We start from the raw sequence: 21,735 nt of genomic DNA on the forward strand, positions 1-21,735 counted from the left end.
ATCTACTACACTTATGCGATCGTCGGCAGCGTCCGATGTGTATAAGAGCCAGGGCCTGGGAGGCCACCAACCTGTACACCGTCGCGTCCGCGATCGTGGCGGCGGCGCGGCGGCGGGAGGAGACGCGCGGCAGCCACTGGCGGGAGGACTTCCCCGAGCGGGCGGACGGTGCCTGGCAGGGCCACCTCGTGACGCGGCTGGTCGGGAACACTCTGACGACCACGTACGAACCTCTGGAAGGACAGCGCTCATGACACCGGAACTCTCGCAGCGTCTCGAAGCCGCCGGGCTCGATCCACAGACTGTGGAAAACCTCGTCCGGACGGCGCTGGCCGAGGACGGCGACGTCGATGTCACCAGCATGCCGATCTTCGCGCCCGAGGAGACCGCCGCAGGAGACCTCCGCGCGCGGGAGGACGGCGTCGTCGCCGGCATCCCCGTGGCCTGTGTCGTGTTCGAGCTGCTGGACGTCGCGTACGAGGCGAAGGCCGAGGACGGCGACCGGGTCGTGCCGGGGCAGGTTCTCATCTCGGTCAGCGGCCAGACCAGGGCGGTCCTCAGGGCCGAGCGGACGGCCCTGAACTTGCTCACGCACCTGTCCGGCATCGCGACGGCCACCCGGCAATGGGCGGACGCCATGGAGGGCACCAAGGCCAAGGTGCGCGACACCCGCAAGACCCTCCCCGGACTGCGCGCCCTCCAGAAGTACGCCGTGCACTGCGGCGGCGGGGTCAACCACAGGATGGGCCTGCACGACGCCGCGCTCATCAAGGACAACCACATCGCGGCGGCCGGAGGCGTCACCAAGGCGTACGAGGCGATCCGCGCCGTGTACCCGTCCCTGCACATCCAGGTGGAGTGCGACACCCTCGCGCAGGTGGAAGAGGCGCTGGCAGTGGGCGCGACGAGCATCCTGCTCGATAACATGTCGGACGCCGAGACGGCCGAGGCGGTACGCCTTGTCGAGGGGCGGGCCGAGCTCGAGGCCAGCGGTGGCCTTACCCTGGACCGGGCCCGAGACGTCGCCGTGACCGGGGTGGACTACCTTGCCGTCGGCGCGCTGACGCACTCGGCGCGCGTGTTCGACATCGGCCTTGACTTTTCCTGACCAGCGGGGACCTGATGCTGCTCACCATCGACGTCGGTAACACCCAGACCGTCCTCGGCCTGTTCGAGGGCGACGAGGTGATCGAGCACTGGAGGATCAACACCGATCCGCGGCGGACCGCCGACGAGATCGCGGTCGTCCTGCAGGGGCTCGTCCAGCAGAGCCCGCTGCTGGCCGAGACCGACATCAGCGGCATCGCGCTGTGCTCCACGGTCCCGTCCGTCCTGCACGAGATGCGGGAGATGTGCCGCCGCTACTACGGCGACGTGTCCGCGGTGATCGTGGAGCCGGGCGTCAAGACGGGCGTCCCGGTCCGCATGGACAACCCCAAGGAGGTCGGCGCCGACCGCATCGTGAACGCGCTCGCCGCCGTCCACACCCACGGCGGGCCCGCGATCGTGGTCGACTTCGGCACCGCGACCACGTTCGACGCCGTGTCCGCGAAGGGCGAGTACGTGGGCGGCGCGATCGCCCCCGGCATCGAGATCTCGATAGACGCACTGTCGTCGCGCGGCGCCCAGCTGCACAAGATCGAGCTGGTCCGGCCGCGCAGCGTGATCGCCAAGAACACCGTCGAGGCGCTGCAGTCCGGCATAATCTTCGGTTTCGCCGGCCAGGTGGACGGCATCGTCGAGCGCATGTCGGACGAGCTCGCCGCCGACCCCGAGGAGGTCACGGTCATCGCGACCGGCGGCCTCGCCCCGCTCGTCCTGGAGGAGTCCCGCTGCATCGACGTGTTCGAGCCGTGGCTGACCCTCATCGGACTCCGCCTCATCTACGAGCGCAACACCCCGTAGCGGCGCAAGTCGTTCGCGGCGCGTCCGGCCGGGTGGATAGCCTTGGGACGTGAGTGACGAGACCTTCGACGAGCTCCCGGAGCAGATGCGCGTGCGCCGGGAGAAGCTCGACCGGCTCCGCGAGAGCGGGATCGACCCCTACCCGGTGACCTTCCCCCGGACGGCGACGATCGCCGAGATCCGGGAGAAACACCCGGACCTGGAGCCGGGCACCGAGACGGGCGAGAAGGTCGGCGTCACCGGTCGCGTCATGCTGATCCGCAACACCGGCAAGCTGTGCTTCGCCACGATCCGGGACGGTGGCGGCGACCTCCAGGTCATGCTGTCGCTGGCCAAGGTCGGGCAGGAGCAGCTCGACTTCTGGAAGCGGGAGGTCGACCTCGGCGACCACGTCGGCGTGGAGGGCGAGGTCATCACGTCCCGCCGCGGCGAGCTGTCGGTCATGGCCGACCGGTTCGCCATCACGTCCAAGTGCCTGCGTCCCCTTCCGGAGAAGCACGCCGGGCTCACCGACCCGGAGGCGCGGGTCCGGCAGCGGTACGTCGACCTCATCGTCAACGACGAATCGCGGAAGATGGCACGGCTCCGCAGCGCGACCGTGCGCGCGGTCCGGGACTTCTGGCACGAGGAGGGCTACCTCGAGGTCGAGACGCCCATGCTCCAGCCCATCCACGGCGGGGCGACAGCACGTCCGTTCACGACGCACATCAACGCGTACGACATGGAGCTCTACCTCCGTATCGCGATCGAGCTGTACCTGAAGCGGCTCGTCGTCGGCGGCATCGAGAAGGTCTTCGAGATCAACCGGAACTTCCGGAACGAGGGCGCGGACTCCACGCACAACCCCGAGTTCACGATGCTGGAGGCGTACGGCACGTACCTCGACTACAACGACATGGCCGACCTGACCCAGCGGATGTACCAGAAGGCCGTCGTCGCCGCCCTGGACACCACTGTCGTCGTCCATGACGGAGTGGAGATCGACCTCGGGCTGCCGCAGTGGCCGCGCATCACGCTGTACGGGTCGGTGTCGGAGAAGCTGGGCGAGGAGGTCACCCCGCACACGCCGATCGAGGACGTCCGCAAGCTCGCGGACGCGCACGACATCTCGTGGGACCCCAAGTGGGGGCAGGGCAAGCTCGTCCAGGAGATCTTCGAGGAGCTGATCGAGCACACCCTCGTCCAGCCGACGTTCGTCATGGACTACCCGGTCGAGACGTCGCCGCTGACGCGCCAGCACCGCGAGGAGCCCCTCCTCACCGAGAAGTGGGACCTCATCGGCTTCGGGACGGAACTCGGCACCGCCTACTCCGAGCTCGTCGACCCCGTCGAGCAGCGCCGCCGGCTCACCGAGCAGTCGCTGCTCGCCGCGGGCGGCGACCCGGAGGCCATGCAACTGGACGAGGACTTCCTGCGCGCACTGGAGTACGCGATGCCGCCCACCGGCGGGATGGGCGCCGGCATCGACCGGATGATCATGGCGTTCACCGGCAAGGGCATCCGGGACACGATCCTGTTCCCGCTGGTCAAGCCCGAAATGTGACCGGCAGGTCGCGCAGGCCCCGCAGGACGAGGTTGTCCCGGTAGACCAGGTCGCCGCCCGCGGGGTCGGCTCCGGCGAGGGCCACGTCGCGTTCGAAGAGCTTCTTCAGCGCGACCTGGCCCTCCAGCCGGGCCAACGGCGCTCCCAGGCAGAAGTGGATGCCGTGCCCGAACGACAGGTGCCGCGGCGTGTCGCGTCCCTCGGTGTAGCGGGCGAGGTCGAGGCGGTCGGGATCGTCGAAGACGGCCGGGTCGCGGTTGGCGGCACCGGTCAGCAGTAGGACGAGCTTGCCTCGCTCGATGAGCGTTCCGTCCAGGTCGACGTCCTCAAGGGCAGCCCTGAGGGTGAGCTGGACGGGCGGGTCGTAGCGCAGCAACTCCTCAACGGCTGCTTGGACGCTCTCAGGACGTGCACGGAAGAGCTCCAACTGCGCGGGATCGCGGAGCAGTGCCAGCGCGCCGTTCCCGATGAGGTTCACGGTCGTCTCATGGCCCGCCACGAGGAGCAGGACGCACGTGGCGAGCAGTTCCTCCTCCGACAGGACGTCCCCGCCGTCGGAGACGCCCACGAGGGCGCTCAGAAGGTCGTCCTGTGGTCGCCGGCGCCGTGCGGCCGCCAGTTCCCGGAAGTACGCCGCGAACTCCTCACGGGCCGTCTCGCGCTCGGCGATCTCGGCCTCCGGCAGGAGGAAGTCGGGGTCGAGCCCGCGCGCGAGGCTGTCGGACCAGCCCTTGAACAGGTCGCGGTCCCTCGCGGGGACGCCGAGCATCTCGCTGATCACGATGACGGGGAGCGGATACGCCAGCGCCGCGATCAGGTCGACCTCGCCGGACAGCCCGTCCAGCAGCCCGTCGACCAGCGCCTCCACGCGCGGCCGCAGCCGCTCGACGAGCCGCGGTGTGAACGCCTTGCTGACCAGCCGCCTGAGCCGGGTGTGGTCGGGCGGGTCCATCGTCAGGAACGACGGGTTCCGCGCCCGCGATTCGCGCCACAGGCCGCCGCCCTCGGGGCGATGCCCGAACCGGGGATCGCGCAGCACCTGCTCGCAGAGGCTGTAGGAGGTCGTCACGCGGAGGCCGACGTCCGTCCGGTGCAGGCGGTCTCCGGCGGCGGCGAGACGGCGGTAGTGGGCGTAAGGGTCGGCGCGGAAGGCCGGATCGCCCGGATCGAACCCGAGGACCGCCGCGGCTTCGGCCTCCACGACCTGCCCCGTCCTGTCCTCCATGCCCTAAGTCACCCGGATTTGAGACGATCTGTCAATAGTTTGGGCGGCCGGGAGCCCGCCGGGCCCGCCGTCGTCCTTGACGGCGGATCGGGGCGTTAAGCGCTTTCGCGGATGACGAGCTCGGGGCGCTGGACGACCTGGCGGTGCTGGTGCGACTTGCCCTCGCTCATCTCGGCCAGCGCCAGCTCGGCGGCCTCCCAGCCGAGTTCGCGGCGCGGCTGCCGGATCGTGGTCAGCGGGACGGCGGCGCTCGCGGCGAGCTCGATGTCGTCATAGCCGATGACGGCGATGTCGTCCGGGACGCGGACGCCGAGCCTGGTCAGCTCGTTGATCAGCCCGATGGCCAGCAGGTCGTTGGCGCAGAACACCCCGTCCGGCCGCGGCGTCATCGCCATGACCTCGTGGGCGGCGGCCTGGCCCTCGGTGGGGCTCAGCGCGTCCTGGACCAGTGTGCGGGGCTTGGCGAGGCCCGCCTCGACGATCGTCCGGGCGGCGCCGTCGCGGCGCTCCACGCAGGGCTGCGGCTCCGGGACGCCGGTCACGAACACGATCCGCTCGCGGCCGATGCCGAGCAGGTGCGCGGCGGCGATCTCCCCGCCCGCGACATGGTCGACCCGCGCCGAGCACACCTGGGGGGAGTCGCGGTCGATCAGCACCACGCTCATGCCGGCCGCGCGCAGCCGGGAGATGTCGCCGGGGTTCAGCCCGACGGGGATGATCAGCACTCCGGCCGCGCGCTGCTCCGTCAGCAGTTCCAGTGAGCGGCGCTCCTTGGCGGACTGGTGGTCGCTGGAGAGCCACAGGGCGTCGTGGCCCGCCTCGTTGAGCGCGGCCTCGGCACCGCGCGCGACATCGGACGCGTAGGGGTTGGTGAGGTCCTCGACGACGATGCCGAAGGCCCGGCGCGGCTGGTCGCCGAACTCGCCCGCGGTGCGGTCGGGGCCCCGGCGGAGCCGCCGGGCGGACTCGTTCCGCACGAATCCGAGCTCCTCGATCGCCGCGCGGACGCGGTCACGGGTAGCTTCGGCCACGAGGTCTGGCCGGTTTAGGACATTCGAAACGGTCCCAACTGAGACTCCAGCCCGCCTCGCGACCTCACGAATACTGGTCTGTGGCAACTCGCTCCTCGTCCCGCTCCATGGGTGTTTTCCCAGGTAGTGGAGTTATATGCGGCATGCCACCGATGATGCGGCCACGCTGCGTGGTCACACGGTCGCATAGCGCATTTGGGCAGCGCTTGACGGGCCGGATCCGGCCGCCTAGCGTTCCGAGCCGAAGCGTAGCTTGAAACGATTCACGATCTTGCTCCGCGGCGGGATCTGGCGAGTCCAACGAGGAGGGACGGGTGCGGATGGCTGGCGATCTCATCCCGGCTCCCTCGGACGGTCAACGAGTGAATCGTCACCCGGAGTTCCCCCGAACGACCCCGCAATCGGCCAGGCGGCCACCTCCGGCCAAGCTCGCGAAACAGAAAAGGAACCCGATGATCTAGTCCGGAAGGCTCCGGACCCGGCAACCCAACGCGCGTACAGAGGCCCAACCCGTGCCTGTGCAGCGGACGGCTGCATCCCCGCGGTCATCACCACGGACGAGGGAGGACGGAGTGGAAACAGCCACACTCGCACGTCGTGGCACCGACGATTTCGGGCTGAGCGAGGAGGAGATCCGGCTGCTCGCCCAGATCGCGAGCGGTGTCACCGCCGATGTGGCGGCACGCAAGCTGGAGTTGAGCGCACGGACCTTGCGGCGCCGGTTGCGGACGATCTGCGACCGGCTGGAGGTCAACACTCCTATCGAGGCCGTGGTGTGGGCGGCCCGGAGGCAGCTCATCTAGCGGCTTCACCCCCGACGCCCGCCAGGGGACGGGCGGGCGTCGCACAAGGATCCAGGCGGCGAACACAGTCGAATTCCGTCCGACCCCGCAGCGGCGGCGCCGGCGCCCAGGCAGGTAGGTCCCTGCAGAAGGCGTCGCCGCGGACGGCGTTCGAACCCCGCGCCCGATGGATCTCCTCGCCATGCGCGCCGTCAACGGCGGCACGGGGGAACGGGGCGCGGGTCAGGCGACCCGGACGCCGCCGGCGAAGGGACGTCCGGCCATGGAGACGATCTTCACGACGTCACCGGTCTGGGGCGCGTGGATCATCTTGCCGTTGCCGATGTACATCCCCATGTGGTGGAGATCGGAGTAGAAGAACACGAGGTCGCCCGGCTGGAGCTGGCTGCGCGACACGTGGGTGCCCGCGTTCCACTGGCTGCCGGTGTAGTGCGGGAGGTTGATGCCCACCTGCTTGTAGGCCCACATCGTGAGGCCGGAGCAGTCGAAGGTGCTCGGGCCGGCGGCGCCCCACACGTAGGGGCGTCCGAGCTTGCCCATCGCGTACCGCAGCGCCTGCGCGGCCTTGCCGGTGCCGATGACGGGGAGCTTGGCGAGCGCCGAGGGGTCCCGCTTGACGATCGTGCCGCGGATCTTCTCGTACGCGTCGGTGATCTTCTTGCGCTGCGCGTCGAGCTGGGTCCGCAGGTCCTTGACCTGCTGGGCGCGCGCCTCGGCGGACTTGCGGGCGCGCTGCGCGGCCTGCATGGCCTGCATGAGCCCGAGCACCTTGGTGCTGTCCTGCTTGGCGAAGTAGTGCAGGGTCGCGGCCTGGTCGAGGACGGCCTGCGGGTCCTGGGAGGCGACGAACGAGACCGTCGGGTCCGATCCGCCCTGCATGTAGCTGGTCGCGGCGAGGGCGCCGACCTTCTCGCGGATCGCCGCGAGCGACTTCTCCTGCCGCGCGGCGTTCTCCGTGGCGACCTTGGCGGCGCGCTTGGACTGCGCGAGCTTCACCTTCATGCCGTTGTACTGCTCGGTGAGCTGCTCGAGCTGGTCGGCGAGCTGGAACGCCTTGGAGGTGAGCTCCTTGGTGGAGGGCTCCGGGTCGGCGTGCGCGACGGCGATGGTGTGCGGGGCGATGACGTGCGGTGCGGCCGTCAGCGCGATGAGCGCACCGGCCACGGTGACCGCGCGGCCGCGAAATCGTGAAAGGGAAGCAGGCCGCGAGTGCTGCACGAATTCTCCTCTCCTCATCCGCCTACCGGGTCAGCTGACGGGTTGGGGCCGGAGCAGCCCGTCCGCGAGCGTGCGCGGGTGACGTCAGCGGGACAATAACGGAGCGCGCAATGGATGCCAACCAGAACCCATGAACTCGCAGGTCGCCAGGGCGGGGCGTGCTGGACTGCCGAGTACGCCCCGTGGTGGGAACTGTGTTTTAAGTCACTTTTTCGAGAGCGGACGACTTGTGCGCGACTTCGGCCTAGTCGTTTTTATCTAGTCACACATGGAGAGCGCTCACCGCACGTCTGGGCACGCATGCGTTCGGTTGCGGACGCGTGCGTTCGGCCGGACCCGGTGTTCGATAATCTCGCCTGTTTGTGGAGGTCGTGATCCGGCGTGCCCGTACCGCCGACGTTCAGGAGATCCGCAGGCTGGTCGATCTGTACGCCGGATCGGGGCGACGCCTGCTGAAGAAGAGCACGGTGAAGCTGTACGAGGACGTCCAGGAGTTCTGGGTGGCCGAGGACGTCCGGCAGGGGTCGCCGGGGCCCGTGATCGGCTGCGGCGCGCTGCACGTGATGTGGGAGGACCTCGCGGAGGTCCGCTCCGTCGCCGTGGACAAGGGGCACGGAGGGCGCGGCATCGGGCACCGCATCGTCACCCGGCTTCTGGACACCGCGCGGGAACTGGGCGTGCGGCGGGTGTTCTGCCTTACCTTCGAGGTGGAGTTCTTCGGCCGCCACGGCTTCCAGCAGATCCTCGGGACTCCGGTGGCGCCAGAGGTGTACGAGGAGCTTCTCCGCTCTTACGACGAAGGCGTGGCAGAGTTCTTGGACCTCGATCGGGTCAAGCCCAATACGTTGGGCAACACCCGGATGTTGCTTCGCCTGGAGGACTGACCCAAATGAGCGATTCCCCCAACCGCGGGCGGCGTTACCAGCAGCCGCAGGGGCAGGGTTCCTACGGCCCGCCGCCCCCGTACCAAGGTCCCCAGTGGCAGCAACCGCAGCAGCCTCAGCAACCCCAGCAGCGGCAGCCGTCGACGCAGCAATGGCAGCAGCAGCCCCAGCAGGACTGGGGGCAGACCTACGAGTCGTCCTACGACCAGTACGGCGACGCCTACGGCGACTCCCACGGCGGTGAGATGCAACTGGCCCCGATCCTCCGGCGGGCCGGTGCCAGGGTCATCGACAACGCTCTCGTCGCCGTCTTCGGGTTCGCGCTCGTCCTGCCCGTGACGGTCGCCGCGTTCGGGCTCGGCGACAAGAGCGGCAGCGACCAGGACGAGGGCGGCATCTGGAACTGGCCCATCATCTTCACCCTGTTCTGCGTCATGTCGGTGCTGCCGTTCCTCTATGAGGCCGTCCAGCTGTCGATGTGGGGACGGACGCTGGGCAAGCGCGTCCTGGGCCTGGGCATCGTCCAGGCGCGCCCTGCGGGACGCCCCATGAGCACGACACAGGCGGTATGGCGAGCGGGGATCGTCCACGTCGGCTACCAGGTCGGTGTCTTCTTCTTCCTCATCCTGGCGGTGATGGTGTGGGAGTACGCCGCGTATGGGATGGCCCTTGTCTGGGTGGGCGGCCTGATGGCCTACCTGTGGGCGATCTGGGACCAGCCCCTGCACCAGGCCCTGCACGACCGTTTCGCCGGCACGCTCGTCATCGATGAGCGGACCGGATACGACGAGTACTCCGAATACACCGAGTACGCGGAGTAGGGCCGCGATGGCGGTTCCCCTTGCCGAACCCGGCCAGCGGCTGCTGGCGCGCGTCGTCGACACGCTCGTCGTCGGCGTGCCCGTCATCGTCGTCATCCGCGAACTGGTGTCCGGACACATGGTGGACGTCGTCGCGCCGCCCGCCGTGGCCGGCTGCATGCTCCTGTACGAGGCGGTCCAGCTGGCCCTCTGGGGCCGGACGCTGGGCAAGCGCTTCGCAGGCATCGAGGTCGTCACCGCCTTGCCCGCCGCAGAGGCGGGCAAGGCGGACGCAGAGGAGGCGAGCGGTGCGCCCATGGGCGGCCTTGGGGACATCCCCGTCTCCGTTCCGGGCTTCGTGCCGGTGACCGCGCCTCCAGAGGCGGAGACCGCGTCTGGAGGCGCCGCGTCCCACGGGGGCGCGTCCGAAGGCGCCGTGCCCGGCGAAGTGGAGGCCGGGGCTCATCCCGGCGTGCTGCACTGCGTTCTCCGGGCCGCGGTCTATTCGCTGCCGATCGCGGTGCGCCCGGTTCCCGTCCTCGGCGTCTTGGCGAGCGTCGTCTGGGTCGTGAACGCCGGGGTCCTGTTCGAGGGGACGCGCCGCCAGGCCGTCCATGACAGGCTCGCGGGGACACTCGTTGTAAAGCGCGCACGCCGCGATTCCCAGGGCTTCTGAGGCCCGCTCAGGCCCGTTCGGGCGCCCTCGGAGGAGGCTTGATCCCCGGCGCCGCCGTCCGTTCGGCGATCTATCGCAGGACGACGGTATTCACTTGCCTTCTACATCCTTCCGAGATGCCCGGGTCTGTTTCGGACGCTCGCGTTCGCGGGCGATTCCCAGCTTGTTCCGGTTACGGCCCTGAATCCACCGGGATCTGTCGTGTCCCGGATGCCGCCTCCGGATTGAAAGTTGCTTCCCGCGCTGTTGCCGCGCCGCCAACTGCGCGGACTACTGCGCCGTCTACTGTGTCGCCTACCGCGCCGACTACTGTGCCGTCCGCGGTGTCGCTTCATAGCGGTACCGGACTTACTCTGGATGCGACACCGTCTCACCGGAACGGACTTTCCCGCACGCATGCGCGCGGCGGCGGTTGGTGGACCACGTTCGCCCTGCCGCTCCCGTGTCCGAGGACGAAGAACTGGGGATCGGGCGGTCGGATTGTGCCTCAATCTCCTGATTTCCGGCTTCAAGGGCGAGGGTGGGCTTCGGCGGGATCGCCGATGGCCGTGGGGATGGCGACTTCCCGTCCGGTGGGCGGCGTATGGGCGGCGGAACCGTGAGCCGTCCGGCGGCGGAACAGATTTTCGGCGCCGCCGAGTCCGCCGTTATCCCTCGACATCCGCCGGTCAGGCGATGATCTCCGCGAAAGCGGGAGCCCGGCGAACCCGCTCCAATGGACTGCAGCCCCTCTGCCCTGGTCGCGCCTGTCATGGGAGGTCGGGCGCGGTGGACCGCGGCAGTGGCCGGTGACACCGGTCACGTGCCAAAACCCCATGACGTCCCCGCGCAGGAAATTCACCCGCGCCGAGCCGCGCCGGGCCCCTCGCCCGGGCCCCGGAGGCATCGGAAACGGCGATCGCGATTACGGCCGGTCACCGCACGGAAGACGACTTCGACCGGATCCCGGTTGGTTCCCGGTTCATCGCCGAGCCTTGAATTGTCATCCGCGGAGTTCTCGGTATATCTTTGTCAACCGATTGAAAGTTTGCTCCAGCCGAAAGGTCTGTCCCCATGGCACAGAAGGTTCAGGTGCTTCTCGTCGACGACCTCGACGGTGGCGAGGCGGACGAGACCGTAGCGTTCTCGATCGACGGCGCCTCCTACGAGATCGACCTCAGTGGCGCCAACGCAACGAAGCTGCGGGAATCGCTGCAGCCGTTCGTGGAGAAGTCCCGCAAGGCGGGCACGGTCTCGCGTCGCCGCCGGCAGCGCGGCGCGTCCAGCCGGGAACGCAGCGCCGAGATCCGCGCCTGGGCCAAGAACAATGGCATCAAGGTCAATGAGCGCGGACGCATCCCGGCCCACGTGATCGAGCAGTACGAGGCGGCCAGCTGAGCCGCTCTCCCACTGGCGGCCCGTCTCCGTTAACGAGACGGGCCGTTCGTCGTTTCACGATCCATCCCCGCCCGTGTTATACGCGTCGTCCAGTCTCCGGCGCGTTTCCGGCCGTCCGGCCCGCGGCGTTTCGGAGCCGTCTGCCGGGGTGCGTTTCGCGGGCCGTCCGGTCACGCCGTGTTTCCGGAAGCGTCCGGCCGTCCGGGCGCGCCGATTCGGCCCGCGCCGCGATGCGCATCGCGATGCCCGACCGATCCGCGGACCGATCCGCGCAACGGATTCGGCCGTTCGCTTGTGGCGTAGCGGCAGCGGGGTTCGGTGCGGACGCGGCGAGGTACACAGGCGGCGCGGGCGGAACTGCGACCCCCATTCGGCAGGCTCGGCCCGCGCCCCGCTCGACCTGCGGAAAGCCCCCGTTCGCTTGCGGCGTAGCGGGAACATGACGCACCGATGCGGTAGTTGGATGAGACTGAACAGCGCATAGCTGGGGAACGTCTCCTGGTGGGAGTGCACCGGGCGGCCTCCTCGGGGCGGGCTAGCATGCGGAAGGACAGTTCCGGACGTTCCGGACTCTGCCCAACCGCTCTGTGAGGAGCGACGAGATGTTCGAGAGGTTCACCGACCGCGCGCGGCGCGTTGTCGTCCTGGCTCAGGAGGAGGCCAGGATGCTCAACCACAACTACATCGGCACCGAGCACATCCTCCTTGGCCTGATCCACGAGGGCGAAGGTGTCGCTGCCAAGGCTCTGGAGAGCCTCGGGATCAGCCTTGAGGCGGTCCGCCAGCAGGTCGAGGAGATCATCGGCCAGGGTCAGCAGGCGCCGTCGGGCCACATCCCGTTCACTCCGCGTGCCAAGAAGGTCCTTGAGCTGTCACTGCGCGAGGCGCTGCAGCTCGGCCACAACTACATCGGTACCGAGCACATCCTGCTCGGGCTGATCCGTGAGGGCGAGGGCGTCGCCGCCCAGGTGCTGGTGAAGCTCGGCGCTGACCTCAACCGGGTCCGCCAGCAGGTCATCCAGTTGCTGCACGGCTACCAGGGCAAGGAGCCGGCCGCCTCCGGCGGTCCCTCGGAGTCGGCTCCGTCCACCTCCCTCGTCCTCGACCAGTTCGGCCGCAACCTGACCCAGGCGGCCCGCGAGGGCAAGCTCGACCCGGTCATCGGCCGGGACAAGGAGATCGAGCGGGTCATGCAGGTGCTGTCCCGCCGCACCAAGAACAACCCCGTCCTCGTGGGCGAGCCCGGCGTCGGTAAAACGGCCGTCGTCGAGGGGCTCGCGCAGAAGATCGTCAAGGGCGAGGTGCCCGAGACGCTCAAGGACAAGCAGCTCTACACCCTCGACCTCGGCGCCCTCGTCGCCGGGTCCCGGTACCGCGGTGACTTCGAGGAGCGCCTGAAGAAGGTGCTGAAGGAGATCCGCACCCGCGGCGACATCATCCTGTTCATCGACGAGCTCCACACGCTGGTCGGTGCGGGCGCCGCCGAGGGCGCGATCGACGCCGCGTCCATCCTGAAGCCGATGCTGGCGCGGGGCGAGCTGCAGACCATCGGCGCCACCACGCTGGACGAGTACCGCAAGCACCTGGAGAAGGACGCCGCGCTGGAGCGCCGCTTCCAGCCGATCCAGGTCGCCGAGCCGTCGCTGTCCCACACGATCGAGATCCTCAAGGGCCTGCGGGACCGCTACGAGGCGCACCACCGCGTGTCGATCACCGACAGCGCGCTGGTCGCGGCCGCGCAGCTCGCCGACCGCTACATCAGCGACCGGTTCCTGCCCGACAAGGCGATCGACCTGATCGATGAGGCCGGCTCGCGGATGCGCATCCGCCGGATGACCGCGCCGCCGGACCTGCGCGAGTACGACGAGAAGATCGCCGACGTCCGGCGCGACAAGGAGTCCGCGATCGACGCGCAGGACTTCGAGAAGGCCGCGGCGCTGCGCGACTCCGAGAAGCAGCTGCTCGGCCAGAAGGCGCAGCGGGAGAAGGAGTGGAAGGCCGGCGACATGGACGTCGTCGCCGAGGTCACCGACGAGCTGATCGCCGAGGTCCTCGCCACCGCCACCGGCATCCCGGTCTTCAAGCTGACCGAGGAGGAGTCGACCCGGCTCCTGCGCATGGAGGACGAGCTCCACAAGCGCGTCATCGGCCAGCACGACGCCATAAAGGCGCTGTCGCAGTCCATCCGGCGCACCCGCGCCGGCCTGAAGGACCCGAAGCGTCCCGGCGGCTCGTTCATCTTCGCCGGCCCGTCCGGCGTCGGTAAGACCGAGCTGTCCAAGACGCTCGCGGAGTTCCTGTTCGGCGACGAGGACGCGCTGATCCAGCTCGACATGTCCGAGTTCATGGAGAAGCACACCGTCTCGCGGCTGTTCGGCTCCCCGCCCGGCTACGTCGGGTACGAGGAGGGCGGCCAGCTGACGGAGAAGGTCCGCCGCAAGCCGTTCTCGGTCGTCCTGTTCGACGAGATCGAGAAGGCCCACCAGGACATCTTCAACTCGCTGCTGCAGATCCTGGAGGACGGCCGCCTCACCGACGCGCAGGGCCGCGTCGTCGACTTCAAGAACACCGTCATCATCATGACGACGAACCTGGGGTCCAAGGACATCTCCAAGGGCGTCTCGATGGGCTTCGCCCGTCAGAACGACGAGCAGGGATCGTACGAGCGGATGAAGGCCAAGGTGTCGGAGGAGCTGAAGCAGCACTTCCGTCCCGAGTTCCTGAACCGCGTCGACGACACGGTGGTCTTCCACCAGCTCACCCCGAAGGAGATCATCCAGATCGTCGACCTGATGATCGCCAAGGTGGACGACCGGCTCCACGACCGCGACATGGGCATCGAGCTGCGGCAGGAGGCCAAGGACCTGCTGGCCATCCGCGGCTACGACCCGGTCCTCGGCGCCCGGCCGCTGCGCCGGACGATCCAGCGGGAGATCGAGGACAACCTGTCCGAGAAGATCCTCTACAACGAGCTGAAGCCGGGCCAGATCGTGATCGTGGGCACCGAGGGCTTCGACCCCGAGAACAAGGACTCGGCGGAGAACGCCAAGTTCACGTTCAAGGGCGTGCCGAAGCCGACGGGCGTCCCGGACAGCCCGCCGCCCATCGAGGGCGCGGTCAACTTCAACAAGGACTGACGTCCACGCGAGGGGCCCGCGGCCGGATCCGTTCCGGCCGCGGGCCCTTCCGCATGCCCGCGACCGGGCGGTGGGGCAGGCCGTTCGGGACGGTGCCGGCGGGCATATCCGGCCGCGAGCAGGGGATGCATCCGCCTACGCGGCCCGCGCGCAACTTGTGTGCGCGGAGGACCCGCGTACGCGACCCGACTCGACGCAGCAGGAGCCAACGTGAGCCGACCGCCGCGCATGACCCTGTCCGCCCCCGTCCTGGACGCTCCCGACCCGCAAGCGCTCGCCGACTTCTACCAGCGCCTCCTGGGGTGGACGGTCGTCCAGCAGCATGCCGACTGGGTGAAACTGCGGCCGCCGGGCGGAGGCACCGGCCTGTCCTTCCAGACGGAGCCGATCTACGAGCCCCCGACCTGGCCCGCCGCCGAGGGCACCCAGCAGATCGAGGCCCACCTCGACTTCGAGGTGGACGACCTGGAGGCCGCCTGCGACCACGCGGAGGCCGTGGGAGCCGTCCTGGCGGACTTCCAGCCCGAAGACGACGTCCGCGTCTACCTCGACCCCGCGGGCCACCCCTTCTGCCTCTTCCTCCCCGAACCCGAGTCGCCCGCCTAGCAGACGCGATCCCGCACCACCCGCACGAACGAAGAACCAGGCATCGACGGTAACGCCCGACGCCCCCTTGAAGGCCGGCACGGCGCCTCGCACCGGGCTGGGGGCACCAGCACGCCCGCCGCCTTGTGCCACCGGTTTTCCACAGAACGCCGTTCTACTTCCTTGTCTCCTCCCCGTCCCAGAGGATTCCAGTGGACGCGGGAGATGTCGGAGGCGGGGAATAGTGTTCGAACATGCGATCGAATGTGGTCGGGGCGGCGGCGGAGGAGTTCCGGCGGCGGGAAGCACGCGTGCCGGTCGGCGAGGCGCGTATCGCGGAGGCCTTCCGGCGGGACGTACGGGCCCGCGCGCCGGAAACGATCCCGATCTTCCGCTCCCGGCTGCAGGGCGAACTGCTCGCGCGCCTGCTGCTGGGTCCGGTGCGCGAGGTGTCGATGCTCGACCTGGCCGTGATGCTGCGCACCGACCTCGCGTCCGTGATGCGCGAGGTCGAAAGGCTGGCGCGGGCGGGCATCCTCACGCTCCGCCGCACCCTGGCCGGGCGGCTGGCGGCACGCAACGCGGCGAGTCCGCTCTACGAGCCGCTCGCCCACCTCCTGATGCTGACGTTCGGCCCCGCGGCGGTCGTGGCAAAGGAGTTCGGTCGGCTGCCGTCCGTCCGGGAGCTCTACCTCTTCGGGGCCTGGGCCGAGCGGTACGAGCATCCGCGGGGCGACGGTCCCGGCGATGTCGAAGTGCTGGTGATCGGCGACGTGGGCCCGGACGCCGCGTTCGACGCGGCCCAGGAGGCGGCCGCGCGCCTCGGCCTCCCCGTCCACCCGGTCGTCCGCACCTCCGCCCAGTGGGACGAAGACACCGACCCCTTCCTCCGCGAGATCCGAGCCGCCCCTCTGACAAGGCTCTGAGCCAACAGGGAGCCGCCGCAGCCCCCGACGACAGCACGGCCACGATCAAGACGTGGTCCACAGTCGCGCCCGTGGTCGCGACCCGCCGCTGGCTCAAGTCGTGGTTCGCCGTCACGGTGCGGCCGAAGAAGACGCTGTCGAGTCCGGTGTCCCGGGTAAGCCGGACTGGGTGACCAGATCGTCCAACCGGGCCGTTCCCGCGATGCTGAACAGGCCGATGCGCCTGGGGCCTCCTCGGCACGGCCGTCTGCCGCCCGCGAGCACGCGCCGGCGACGCCGTCACTATGCCGAACGGCCTCAGCACAGAGCCATGGAGCGGGGCATCAAGGGGAGATCAGGCGGAGTTCAGCCAGGTGGCGATCTCGGAATGGAGGCGGGTCTTCGTCTCGGGTGGGGCGAAAGAGGCGGTCACGGTGTCGCCGGCCAGTTCGGCGAGGGTGCGGTCGTCGTAGCCGAAGGTGTCGCGCACGTTGGCGTACTCGGTGGTCAGCGACGTGTTGATCAGCGCAGGGATGTCGGTGTTGAGGGTGACGAGCAGGCCCTCCTCGCGGAGGACGGGGAGGGGATGGGCGTCCAAGGACGGGGCGAAGCCCAGCGCGACGTTGGACGACGGGCACACTTCGAGCGGAATCCCGCGTTCCCGGACCTCCGCCACAAGATCGGGGTCGTCCAGGATGCGGATGCCGTGGCCGAGGCGCTCGGCGCGCCCGGGGCCGAGGGCCTGCCGGATGCTGGCGGGCCCCTCGCCTTCGCCCGCGTGGTGGACGACGTGCAGCCCGGCGTCGCGGGCGGCGGCGAACACCTCGGTGAACGGGTCGCCGGGATGGGCCTCATCGCCCGCGAGCCCGACGGCGATCACGCGCTCGTGGCGGCGGGCGAGGTCGAGCGTCCGCCAGGCGCGTTCGACGGAACGGCGCCGGGAGTGGTCGAGGATGAGGCGGCACTCGATCCCGAACGCGTCCTGTCCGGCCTCCAGGCCTTCCAGGACGGCTTGGAGGGGCATGCCGAGGTCGCCGAGCCGCTCACCGTGCCCGGCGGCCGTGAACGACACCTCGGCGTAGCGGACGCCTTGGGCGGATTCGTCCGCGCAGAACTCGTAGGCGATGCGGCGGAAGTCGGCGGGGCGCCGCAGGCAGGCCCGGACGAGGTCGTTCCGCGCGAAGAAGGAGGCGAAGTCGCCGAACGTGCCCGCATGGGCCGGTACCTCCACACGGTTGGCCGCGCTGATCTCCCGCAGCGTGGCCCACCGGACGGTGCTCTCCAGATGGACGTGCAGATGGGCTTTGGGCAGGCTCAGCAGGTCGCGCACGCCCGTACGCTACGGCCGTCCCGGCTGCGCCGCCCAACCATTATTCGCGCTGAGCGGCAGGGCAGAGGGAACGCCTGGAACCGTACCCGCGTCCGGATCGCCGAAATGATCAAAGACCGGCTGCGCGGCCCGCCGCCGATTGCCTCCACCGGCACGATCGCCGCCCTGAACTGGGCTGCGGGCATCGAGGCCACTGCGGCGTTCGTCCTGATCTACCAATCGGCTGCGCGGCTCGCCGCCGGTCCCCGGTGCCCGGTCGATCGGCCGGCAGTCCAAGAGGAGTCAACGTGTCCAACCGCATCCAGCGCATCGAGGATGGGCAGCGCATCGAAGGCATCGCGCGTCCCGTCTTCATCCACAACCTCTCGTACCACTTGACGGACCTTCTGGTGTTCGCGGACGGTGCGATCAACTGCTGGGACTGGGTCGACCTGGACGGCCTGCGCGAGAAGCTCGAGTCCGGCTGGGTGGTGACGGAAGTGCCCGAGGGCGCTGAGATCAGCGCGTTCGAGCTGGGGCGCTGGAAGGCCGCGGAGCCGATGTTCGGCCTCACGCCGGAGATGCTCCTGGGGGAGGTGGCCGACGACATCGAGAAGCTGAACGGCCGCCCCGACTCCACGGACCGCTGCCTGGCGGCCCTGGACCGCTACCTGGAGTCGCGGGACGAGGCCGACAGGCTGGCGCTGCGCGAATCGTACCTCGAAATTCCGCAGCACAGGCGGCATTACTCGCTCGGCGATATGGACAATAAAGACCGGCCTCTCGTCTACCTGTGCACCGATATCGGAGAGCGTCCGGTCGGCGGATGGTTCGACGACGACGAGATCACGGAGGCCATGCGAGAATGGGCACTAGAATACTTTGCCGAACGTGACCGCGTCCGCGCCGATTACGCTTCCAGGCGCCCGGCGGACGACCCGAAAGAACCTCCGAAAGGAACGATACGCCTCGGCGGACGCATATTTCCGAAGGGATTTCCCGAAGATGTGGGAATCCACGTCCTGCAGAACGATTACCCGTCCCCGATCGATGTTGGCGGCCTTGTCTACCCGTCCGTCGTGCATGCCTACTGGGCCTTGGCCACCGACGATCCCGAGGTCAGGGAGCGAATCCGTGCGGCCGAGCGGCCCGTCGAGGCCCAGGAGTCCGCCGCGGAGGCACCCCGCGTCCAGGACTGGCCGCACGTGCGGACGGCCGTGATGGCCGGCCTGCTCCGTGCGAAATTCACGCAGCACCCCGAACTGGCGGAAATGCTTCTCGGCACGGGTGACGCACCGATCGCCTACAGCGGGATGGATTCCGACCACTGGGTCATCCATGGCGGAACGGGACGCAACTGGATCGGCCGACTCCTCGAACTGATCCGCTCCGAACTCCACGCCCAGAGATCCGGCCTCCCCTTCCCGTGAGTTGCCGCTGCACGGCATGGCAGAGAATTGAGGCCGCAACCTCTGCGTCCGCACTGATATCGCCGCCGGCATGGTGCGGCTGGTGCCGCCCTGGTCAGGCGGGAAGGGCGTAGCGGCCGTCGTCCAAGGGGTCGACGAGACCGTCGGCGATGAGGGCGTCGAGGGCGCGTTCGCGCTGGACGGCGTCCGACCAGACGACATCGAGGGTCGGCTTTTCGACCGGTCCTTCAGCGTCCCGCAGAACGGCGAGGATGCGGCCACGGCACTGGCGGTCGGTGCCCGCGTACGTCTGGCCCCGGCGCGGCGGCCCGTCGTAGGCGGGGCGTCCGGCGAGTTGCCAGGCGCATGTGCCGAGCACCGGGCAGTCGACGCAGCGGGGCGTGCGGGCGGTGCAGACCAGCGCGCCCAGCTCCATCACGGCGACGGCCCAGCGCGCGGCCGTCGGCGGATCGACCGGCAGGAGGCTCTCCGCGAGCGCCACCTCCGCCTTCGTCTGCGATTTCGGCGGGTACTCGACACCGGACATCAGCCGGGCCAGGACTCGCCGGACGTTCGTGTCGAGCACCGCATGCCGCTGCCGGAACGCGAAACTGGCCACGGCCGCGGCCGTGTAGGAGCCGATGCCGGGCAGCGCCAGCAGTTCCCCATGCGACGACGGGACCTCGCCGCCGTGCCGTTCGGTGATCGCGCGGGCGCTCTCGTGCAGCCGCAGCGCCCGCCGCGGGTAGCCGAGCCGCCCCCACGCCCGGACGGCCTCGCCGGACGGTTCGGCGGCCAGTGCGGCGGGAGTCGGCCAGCGCGTCATCCAGGCGTCCCAGACGGGCAGGACGCGGGAGACGGGCGTCTGCTGGAGCATGATCTCGCTGACGAGGACGCCCCACGGCGTCGCGTCCGGCGCCCGCCACGGGAGATCCCGGGCGTTGGCCTCGTACCAGTCGAGGATCGGAGCGGTGTAGACGGAGTTCAGGTTCATGGCGCGCCGCCATTGTGGCACGCGGCGGGTCGTCCCCAGTTCCCGGTCCGCTGACTGCATACTGACCGTATGTGGCCGAATACTGGACGTGACTCCGGCGGTTCTGGGGTGGACCAGTACTGGCGGCGCCGCGCGCTGGCCCTGGCCGGCGCGCTCGGTGCCGTCGGCCTGCTGGCCTGGGCGTGCACCGGGACGGGCGAGGGCGAGCCGGTCCGGAACGCGAAGGCGGCCGAGAGCGCGAGCCCGCCGCCCCCGCCCACCGCGATGCCGACCGTCACGGTCACCACCACGACCACGCCCGAGCCGGAGCCGGCGGACGACGGCGGCCCCTGCGACGCCAAGGACCTCGTCGTCAACATGTCGGCCGCCGACACCACCTACACCGGTTCCGAGCGGCCGGAGTTCCGGGTCACGGTCGTCAACACGGGCAAGGGCAAGTGCACGTTCGACACGGGTTCGCTGGACGTCCGGATCACCTCGGGTTCCGACCGCATCTGGTCGTCCGACGAATGCCGTCACGGCAACGCCCCGAAGGAGACGCTCCGACGTGGCATCCCGTACGTCGACACCGTCACCTGGGACCGCACCAGAGGCTGCAAGGGCAAGACCAGGGCCCGCCCCGGCACCTACGTGGCCGACCTGAAGGGCATGAAGACGAAGGAACACATCTTCCGCCTCCGCTAATGGGAGCCACCGGGTCGGCCACAAACCGCGCTGATCCTGAGCCGTGCTGATCCTGAGCCGTGCTGATCCTGAGCCGTGCTGATCCTGAGCCGTGCTGGCCCCGAGCCGTGTCGATCCCGAGCCGTGCTGGTCCCGAGCCGTGCGGTGGGCCGGGGGTCAGACGTAGCGTTCGAGGATCGAGGATTCGGCCAGGCGGGAGAGGCCCTCGCGGACGCTGCGGGCTCGGGATTCGCCGACGCCGCCCACCGCTTGCAGGTCGTCGATGCTGGCGGCGAGGAGTTTCTGCAGGCCGCCGAAGTGTTCGACGAGGCGCTCGACCACCATGCCGGGCAGCCGGGGGACCTTCGCGAGCAGGCGGAAGCCCTTCGGGCTGACGGGCAGGTCGAGGGCGTCGGGCCCGGCGAAGCCCATCACCTCGGCGACCGTGGACAGGTCGAGGAGCTCGTTGGCGGAGAGCGTGTCGAGGGACGACAGGATGGCGGCGACGCCGCGGGCGCGGGTGTCGTCGGACGGGTAGTCGCGGACGATCAGCTCACGGTCGGCGTCGACGCCGGAGACCAGCTCGTCGAGTTGGAGGGAGAGCAGGCGGCCGTCGGTCCCGAGTTCGACGACGTAGCCCTCGATCTCGTCGGCGATGCGCCGCACCATTTCGAGGCGCTGGACGACGGCGCTGACGTCGCGGACGGTGACGAGGTCCTCGATCTCGAGGGCCGAGAGCGTGCCGGACACCTCGTCCAGGCGGAGTTTGTAGCGTTCGAGCGTCGCCAGGGCCTGGTTCGCCTTGGACAGGATGGCCGCCGAGTCCTCGAGGACGTAGCGGATGCCGTCCAGGTAGAGCGCGATGATGTGCATCGACTGGCTGACCGAGATGACCGGCAGGCCGGTCTGGCGGGCGACGCGTTCCGCGGTGCGGTGGCGCGTCCCCGACTCCTCGGTGGGGATGGTCGAGTCGGGCACGAGGTGGACGGCCGCGCGGACGATGCGGGTGTGGCTGTCGTCGAGGACGATCGCGCCGTCCATCTTGGCGAGTTCGCGCAGCCGGGTCGCGGAGAACTCGACATCGAGCTCGAAGCCGCCCGTGCAGAGTTCCTCGACTGGTTTGTCGTAGCCGAGGACGATCAGGCCGCCGGTGTGGCCCCGCAGGATCCGTTCGAGTCCGTCGCGGATCTGGGTGCCCGGGGCAACCGCGGCCAATGTGGCGCGGCGTCGTTCGTCATGACCCTTGTCGTGTGATGGCACCTGACCCCCGG

The 21,735-nt window shown here is 69.5% G+C and carries 20 protein-coding genes; 14 read left to right on the forward strand and 6 right to left on the reverse strand.

The window, feature by feature from the left end; all coding sequences use genetic code 11:
• Positions 1–35 precede the first annotated feature (35 nt).
• The 4 genes from E1284_RS06125 to lysX all read left to right on the forward strand — a co-directional run bounded on the left by E1284_RS06125 (position 36) and on the right by lysX (position 3,448).
• Positions 36–254, forward strand: a complete 219-nt coding sequence (locus tag E1284_RS06125) for a hypothetical protein (protein ID WP_243714283.1) — start codon at positions 36–38, stop codon at positions 252–254.
• The gene (gene nadC / locus E1284_RS06130; protein WP_131937985.1) at positions 251–1,108 is read left to right on the forward strand and encodes a carboxylating nicotinate-nucleotide diphosphorylase; all 858 of its coding nucleotides are present in this window, start codon (positions 251–253) and stop codon (positions 1,106–1,108) included. Before E1284_RS06125 ends, nadC begins: the two co-directional genes overlap by 4 nt.
• 14 nt (positions 1,109–1,122) lie before the next feature.
• On the forward strand, positions 1,123–1,905 hold the full coding sequence (locus E1284_RS06135; protein ID WP_131937987.1) for a type III pantothenate kinase: 783 nt from the start codon (positions 1,123–1,125) through the stop codon (positions 1,903–1,905).
• Positions 1,906–1,990: 85 nt separating this feature from the next.
• The gene (gene lysX, locus E1284_RS06140) at positions 1,991–3,448 is read left to right on the forward strand and encodes a bifunctional lysylphosphatidylglycerol synthetase/lysine--tRNA ligase LysX (protein WP_243714294.1); all 1,458 of its coding nucleotides are present in this window, start codon (positions 1,991–1,993) and stop codon (positions 3,446–3,448) included.
• On the opposite strand, the gene E1284_RS06145 is transcribed toward lysX, so the two are convergent.
• Together E1284_RS06145 and E1284_RS06150 are read right to left on the reverse strand one after the other, a co-directional pair.
• Positions 3,432–4,673, reverse strand: a complete 1,242-nt coding sequence (locus E1284_RS06145; RefSeq protein WP_131937991.1) for a cytochrome P450 — start codon at positions 4,671–4,673, stop codon at positions 3,432–3,434. The two genes, lysX and E1284_RS06145, sit on opposite strands and share 17 nt — an antisense overlap.
• 95 nt (positions 4,674–4,768) lie before the next feature.
• Entirely contained in the window at positions 4,769–5,791 is a 1,023-nt protein-coding gene (locus E1284_RS06150; RefSeq protein ID WP_165965142.1) for a LacI family DNA-binding transcriptional regulator, read from the reverse strand.
• A gap of 485 nt (positions 5,792–6,276) precedes the next feature.
• Between E1284_RS06150 and E1284_RS06155 the strand changes: the two genes are divergently transcribed.
• A complete protein-coding gene (locus E1284_RS06155; RefSeq protein WP_021591725.1) occupies positions 6,277–6,507 on the forward strand; it encodes a transcriptional regulator in 231 nt (76 codons plus the stop codon).
• A 222-nt stretch (positions 6,508–6,729) separates the two neighbouring features.
• Here E1284_RS06155 and E1284_RS06160 read toward each other — a convergent pair whose 3' ends face one another.
• The gene (locus E1284_RS06160) at positions 6,730–7,725 is read right to left on the reverse strand and encodes a C40 family peptidase (RefSeq protein WP_243714284.1); all 996 of its coding nucleotides are present in this window, start codon (positions 7,723–7,725) and stop codon (positions 6,730–6,732) included.
• A gap of 362 nt (positions 7,726–8,087) precedes the next feature.
• Between E1284_RS06160 and E1284_RS06165 the strand changes: the two genes are divergently transcribed.
• From E1284_RS06165 to E1284_RS06195, 7 genes are all read left to right on the forward strand, one after another.
• Positions 8,088–8,609, forward strand: a complete 522-nt coding sequence (locus E1284_RS06165; protein ID WP_243714285.1) for an amino-acid N-acetyltransferase — start codon at positions 8,088–8,090, stop codon at positions 8,607–8,609.
• A gap of 5 nt (positions 8,610–8,614) precedes the next feature.
• Positions 8,615–9,430, forward strand: coding sequence for an RDD family protein (locus E1284_RS06170; RefSeq protein ID WP_131937997.1), 816 nt, complete (start codon positions 8,615–8,617; stop codon positions 9,428–9,430).
• A gap of 7 nt (positions 9,431–9,437) precedes the next feature.
• Entirely contained in the window at positions 9,438–10,085 is a 648-nt protein-coding gene (locus E1284_RS42935; protein ID WP_243714286.1) for an RDD family protein, read from the forward strand.
• Between the two features lie 1,053 nt (positions 10,086–11,138).
• On the forward strand, positions 11,139–11,462 hold the full coding sequence (locus tag E1284_RS06180; protein ID WP_131938000.1) for a histone-like nucleoid-structuring protein Lsr2: 324 nt from the start codon (positions 11,139–11,141) through the stop codon (positions 11,460–11,462).
• Between the two features lie 602 nt (positions 11,463–12,064).
• A complete protein-coding gene (locus E1284_RS06185; RefSeq protein WP_131938002.1) occupies positions 12,065–14,599 on the forward strand; it encodes an ATP-dependent Clp protease ATP-binding subunit in 2,535 nt (844 codons plus the stop codon).
• Positions 14,600–14,809: 210 nt separating this feature from the next.
• Positions 14,810–15,205, forward strand: coding sequence for a VOC family protein (locus E1284_RS06190; protein ID WP_243714287.1), 396 nt, complete (start codon positions 14,810–14,812; stop codon positions 15,203–15,205).
• 233 nt (positions 15,206–15,438) lie between these two features.
• On the forward strand, positions 15,439–16,110 hold the full coding sequence (locus E1284_RS06195) for an ArsR family transcriptional regulator (protein ID WP_131938004.1): 672 nt from the start codon (positions 15,439–15,441) through the stop codon (positions 16,108–16,110).
• 334 nt (positions 16,111–16,444) lie between these two features.
• Here E1284_RS06195 and add read toward each other — a convergent pair whose 3' ends face one another.
• On the reverse strand, positions 16,445–17,419 hold the full coding sequence (gene add / locus E1284_RS06200; protein WP_131938006.1) for an adenosine deaminase: 975 nt from the start codon (positions 17,417–17,419) through the stop codon (positions 16,445–16,447).
• A gap of 287 nt (positions 17,420–17,706) precedes the next feature.
• Here add and E1284_RS06205 point away from each other — a divergent pair, with 287 nt between their 5' ends.
• Complete coding sequence (locus E1284_RS06205) at positions 17,707–18,828, forward strand: NADAR family protein (protein WP_131938008.1); 1,122 nt, start codon at positions 17,707–17,709, stop codon at positions 18,826–18,828.
• A 94-nt stretch (positions 18,829–18,922) separates the two neighbouring features.
• On the opposite strand, the gene E1284_RS06210 is transcribed toward E1284_RS06205, so the two are convergent.
• Positions 18,923–19,801, reverse strand: coding sequence for an HhH-GPD family protein (locus E1284_RS06210; protein WP_131938055.1), 879 nt, complete (start codon positions 19,799–19,801; stop codon positions 18,923–18,925).
• Between the two features lie 108 nt (positions 19,802–19,909).
• Between E1284_RS06210 and E1284_RS06215 the strand changes: the two genes are divergently transcribed.
• Positions 19,910–20,485 (forward strand): hypothetical protein, encoded by a 576-nt coding sequence (locus E1284_RS06215; RefSeq protein ID WP_243714288.1) that lies wholly within the window; start codon positions 19,910–19,912, stop codon positions 20,483–20,485.
• 156 nt (positions 20,486–20,641) lie between these two features.
• On the opposite strand, the gene disA is transcribed toward E1284_RS06215, so the two are convergent.
• The gene (disA, locus tag E1284_RS06220; protein ID WP_131938010.1) at positions 20,642–21,724 is read right to left on the reverse strand and encodes a DNA integrity scanning diadenylate cyclase DisA; all 1,083 of its coding nucleotides are present in this window, start codon (positions 21,722–21,724) and stop codon (positions 20,642–20,644) included.
• Between the last annotated feature and the right edge of the window lie 11 nt (positions 21,725–21,735).

The sequence above is a fragment of the Actinomadura bangladeshensis genome (genome assembly GCF_004348335.1).
In the GTDB taxonomy this organism is placed as follows: domain Bacteria; phylum Actinomycetota; class Actinomycetes; order Streptosporangiales; family Streptosporangiaceae; genus Spirillospora; species Spirillospora bangladeshensis.

What these genes read in the sequence shown, in the direction of transcription:
- E1284_RS06125 (WP_243714283.1), top strand. Translation starts at nt 36, where the DNA reads ATGTGTATAAGAGCCAGGGCCTGGGAGGCCACCAACCTGTACACCGTC.
- nadC (WP_131937985.1), top strand. Translation starts at nt 251, where the DNA reads ATGACACCGGAACTCTCGCAGCGTCTCGAAGCCGCCGGGCTCGATCCA.
- E1284_RS06135 (WP_131937987.1), top strand. Translation starts at nt 1,123, where the DNA reads ATGCTGCTCACCATCGACGTCGGTAACACCCAGACCGTCCTCGGCCTG.
- lysX (WP_243714294.1), top strand. Translation starts at nt 1,991, where the DNA reads ATGCGCGTGCGCCGGGAGAAGCTCGACCGGCTCCGCGAGAGCGGGATC.
- E1284_RS06145 (WP_131937991.1), bottom strand. Translation starts at nt 4,673, where the DNA reads ATGGAGGACAGGACGGGGCAGGTCGTGGAGGCCGAAGCCGCGGCGGTC.
- E1284_RS06170 (WP_131937997.1), top strand. Translation starts at nt 8,615, where the DNA reads ATGAGCGATTCCCCCAACCGCGGGCGGCGTTACCAGCAGCCGCAGGGG.
- E1284_RS42935 (WP_243714286.1), top strand. Translation starts at nt 9,438, where the DNA reads ATGGCGGTTCCCCTTGCCGAACCCGGCCAGCGGCTGCTGGCGCGCGTC.
- E1284_RS06180 (WP_131938000.1), top strand. Translation starts at nt 11,139, where the DNA reads ATGGCACAGAAGGTTCAGGTGCTTCTCGTCGACGACCTCGACGGTGGC.
- E1284_RS06185 (WP_131938002.1), top strand. Translation starts at nt 12,065, where the DNA reads ATGTTCGAGAGGTTCACCGACCGCGCGCGGCGCGTTGTCGTCCTGGCT.
- E1284_RS06195 (WP_131938004.1), top strand. Translation starts at nt 15,439, where the DNA reads ATGCGATCGAATGTGGTCGGGGCGGCGGCGGAGGAGTTCCGGCGGCGG.
- E1284_RS06210 (WP_131938055.1), bottom strand. Translation starts at nt 19,801, where the DNA reads ATGAACCTGAACTCCGTCTACACCGCTCCGATCCTCGACTGGTACGAG.